This is a genomic window from Streptomyces sp. NPDC002790, from assembly GCF_040295505.1.
Lineage (GTDB): Bacteria > Actinomycetota > Actinomycetes > Streptomycetales > Streptomycetaceae > Streptomyces.
The window spans coordinates 1-3,725 of the sequence record NZ_JBEOVM010000222.1 but is presented as its reverse complement, the minus strand read 5'-3'; the positions used below and the strand labels follow the sequence as shown (position 1 = coordinate 3,725).

Annotated in this window: 3 protein-coding genes; 2 read left to right on the top strand and 1 reads right to left on the bottom strand. The window is 70.0% G+C overall.

Features of this window, described 5'->3' with window-relative positions; translation table 11 throughout:
• Positions 1–228 precede the first annotated feature (228 nt).
• Positions 229–1,098, bottom strand: a complete 870-nt coding sequence (panB, locus tag ABT004_RS36120; protein WP_351346023.1) for a 3-methyl-2-oxobutanoate hydroxymethyltransferase — start codon at positions 1,096–1,098, stop codon at positions 229–231.
• Positions 1,099–1,279: 181 nt separating this feature from the next.
• Here panB and ABT004_RS36115 point away from each other — a divergent pair, with 181 nt between their 5' ends.
• Both ABT004_RS36115 and ABT004_RS36110 read left to right on the top strand, forming a co-directional pair.
• Positions 1,280–2,857: an MFS transporter gene (locus tag ABT004_RS36115; RefSeq protein WP_351346020.1), complete on the top strand. Its 1,578-nt coding sequence runs from the start codon at positions 1,280–1,282 to the stop codon at positions 2,855–2,857.
• A gap of 84 nt (positions 2,858–2,941) precedes the next feature.
• Positions 2,942–3,598: a TetR/AcrR family transcriptional regulator gene (locus ABT004_RS36110; RefSeq protein ID WP_451193614.1), complete on the top strand. Its 657-nt coding sequence runs from the start codon at positions 2,942–2,944 to the stop codon at positions 3,596–3,598.
• Positions 3,599–3,725: the final 127 nt, after the last annotated feature.

Here is a 3,725-nt window from a genome sequence, read left to right as displayed (position 1 = left end):
GGCGGGGCTTGATCATCAAGCCCCGCCGGCGATTGAGGCGATCTTTCGAGCCCGGCGGCGATTGAGCAGCACAATCAAGCCCCGCCGGCGTTTGAGGCGCGGGGTCCGGGGCGGAGCCCCGAATCTTTTGGGCCCGGCGGCCGCAACCCACCCACCCGTAGACCCGCGGAGCGCAACGCGGCCCGCCGACGGGGGAAGTTCGGCGGGCCGCGGTCGTACCGGATTGGCTCAGTGGACGGAGTGCTCCTCCTGAGGGAACGTTCCGCCGATGACGTCCTCCGCAAACGCCTTCGCCGCGTCGGACATCACGCCCCGCAGATCCGCGTACTGCTTCACGAACCGCGGCATCTTCCCGCCGGTGAGGCCCAGCGCATCCGTCCAGACCAGAACCTGCGCGTCCGTACCGGCCCCCGCCCCGATGCCGACCGTCGGGATGTGCAGGACCCGCGTCACCTCGGCCGCCAGCTCCGCCGGAACCAGCTCCAGGACCACCGCGAACGCCCCCGCGTCCTGCACGGCCTTGGCATCGCGCAGCAACTGCTGCGCCGCCTCCTCGCCGCGCCCCTGAACCCGGTAGCCCTGGGTGTTGACCGACTGGGGGGTCAGGCCGATGTGGGCCATGACCGGGATCCCGGCGTCGACAAGCAGCTTGATCTGCTCGTGCGAGCGTTCGCCGCCCTCCAGCTTGACGGCGCCCACCCCCGCTTCCTTCACCAGCCGCATCGCCGTACGGAGCGCCTGCGTCGGCCCTTCCTGGTAGGACCCGAAGGGCAGATCGCCAACGATCATGGCGCGGGACGTGCCGCGTACCACCGCCGCCGACAGCATCACCATCTGGTCCACCGTCACCGGCACCGTGGTGTCGTACCCGAGGTGGCAGTTGCCCGCGGAGTCGCCGACCAGCATCACGGGGATGCCCGCCTCGTCGAAGACCGACGCCGTCATCGCGTCGTACGCGGTGAGCATGGGCCACTTCTCGGCCCGCTCCTTGGCGAGTCCGATGTCCCGCGCCGTGACGCGGCGCGTGCCCTTGCCCCCGTAGAGGGCGTTGCTCTGGGGTTGCTTCTGGGCAGCCGAAAGCTCTGTGGGTTGCGTCATCGCAACGGCTCCTTCGTGTCGTCTCGAGGCGCCCTGACGGCGTCCCCGGATCGCCTCCATGGTGGCACCGCGTGCCGCTCCCGCGCCAGGCCCCCGCGCTCCGGTAAAGCCTCGGCAAGGCTTTCCGCGAGACTTCCGATACGAGACGGTCCCGTATCGAAATGGGTCTAGGGTCGCTCCCATGACCACTCCTGTTCCCGAGTCAGTGCACCGCCGTCGCTGGGTGATCCTCGGCGTGCTCATGCTGAGCCTGCTGATCGTCGTCCTCGACAACTCGATCCTGAACGTCGCGATCAAGACGATCTCGACCCCCGAGCCCATCGGTATCGGCGCCTCGCAGAGCGAGCTCGAGTGGGCCATCAACGCGTACACGCTCGTCTTCGCGGGCCTGCTGTTCACGGCCGGACTGCTCGGCGACCGCATCGGGCGCAAGAAGGTCCTCATCGGCGGCCTCGTCGTCTTCGGGATCGGCTCCGCGCTCGCCGCGGAGTCCGGTACGCCGGTCCAACTCATCGCGTTCCGCGCGGTGATGGGCCTCGGCTCCGCCTTCGTCATGCCGGCCACGCTCGCCGTCCTGATGAACGTCTTCGAGCGGGACGAGCAGCCGAAGGCCATCGGTATCTGGGCCGGCGGCGTGGGGCTCGCCATCGCGATCGGGCCGATCACCGGCGGACTCCTCCTCGACCACTTCTGGTGGGGCTCGGTCTTCCTCGTGAACGTGCCGATCGTGATCATCGCCGTGGTGCTGATGCTCATCCTCGTACCGGACTCCAAGGACCCGAAGCCCGGCCGGATCGACCTCGTCGGCGTCGCGCTGTCCGTCGTCGGTCTCGTGCTGCTCGTCTACGGGATCATCAAGGGCGGCGACGAGGGCGACTTCACCAGCCCCCAGGTGCTCGCCACCATCGCCGCGGGCCTCGTCGTCCTGGTCGCCTTCGTGCTGTACGAGAAGCGCAGCGACCACCCGTCGTTCGACATCAACTACTTCAAGGACAAGGTGTTCTCGGCCGCCATGGCCGGCATCGCGCTCGTCTTCTTCGCGATGATGGGCGTCACGTTCTTCGCGTCCTTCTACATCCAGAGCGTGCGCGGCTACTCGCCGTTGCAGACCGGCGCGTTCCTGCTGCCGCTCGCCGCCGCCCAGCTGATCTTCGCGCCGCGCGCCCGGCTCGTCGTCGACCGGCTCGGCGTCCGCGTCACCACGACCGGGGGTCTGGTGCTGCTCGCGGCCATGCTCGCCGCGTTCACCCTGCTCGACCAGGACAGCCCGATGTGGGTCATGGAGATCATCTTCTTCTTCATGGGCACGGGCATGGCCCACGTCATGACGCCGACCAGCGTCGTGATCATGCAGTCGCTGCCGCGCGAGAAGGCGGGTTCGGCCTCCGCGCTGAGCAATACGTTCCGCCAGGTCGGCGGCGCGCTCGGGATCGCCGTGCTCGGCTCGGTGCTGTCCACGGCGTACAAGAACGGGATCGAGGACAAGCTGATCCCGCTGCCCGCCGGTCTGCGCGACGCCGCGGGCGCGTCCATCGAGGCCACGCTCGGCGTCGCGCAGAAGCTGGGGCCGCGCGGCGAGGCCCTGGCCGGGGCGGCGAACGACTCCTTCGTGCACGCCATGCACATCACCGCGCTGTGCGGCGCGGGCGTCGCCGTGCTCAGCGCCGTCCTCACCGGTCTGTTCCTGCCGCGCAAGCCCAAGGGCCCGCCGGCCGAGCACAGCGGTGAGCAGCCGGAGAAGGTCGGCGCGGGCCACTGACCCGCCACTGACCTGCTGGTTGAGACAATGCGCCGGGGCCTGCCACAGCGGCCGGGCCCGGGGCGCGGCGAAAGGCGGAGCGCGGTGGACGCGGGCACGGAACGGGCCGAGGGGCAGGCGCGGCGGCGAAGGATTCCCGGGTCCCCGGCGCCGTCCGCGCCCGCGCGCGGGCGTCCGCGCAGCGAGGCCGTCGAGCAGGCGATCATCGAGGGCGTCATCGAACTCCTCGAACAGGGTGTGCCGCTCACCGAGTTGTCCATCGAGCGGATCGCCCGCACCGCGGGTGTGGGCAAGGCCACCATCTACCGGCGCTGGAGCGGCAAGGAGGCGCTCTTCGTCGACGTCGTCGCCTCCATCGAGGAACCGGCCTCGGAACTGCCCGGCATCTCGATGCGCGACGATCTCGTCCGGCTCCTGGAGCACATGCGCAGGCGCGGCCTCAGCATGCGCACTTCCGCCCTGCTGCACAACGTCCTCGCGCAGATGAAGACCCTGCCCAGGCTCTGGGACGCGTACCAGGAGCTCGTCGTGGACCCGCGGCGGCGGACGACGCACGACGTGGTGCGGCGCGGGGTCGCGGACGGGGAGCTGCCGCCCGGTACGGATGTCGAGTTCGCGGCGGACCTGTTCACCGGGCCGATGCTGTTGCGCACGGTCATGCGCTCCGACGCGCCCCTGGCGGAGGACCTCGCGGAACGCATCGTCGACACGGTCCTGGCGGGGCTGCGGGCCGCTCGTTAAGCCCCTGCGGCGATTGAGCAGGCGGCTCCCGGGCCGAACCCCGGGGGGGCGCCCCCCCCCCGCGCCCGCAACAGAGCGGAAGGGCGACAATTAGTTAAAGATATAAAAAACACGAGGGGATGGAGGG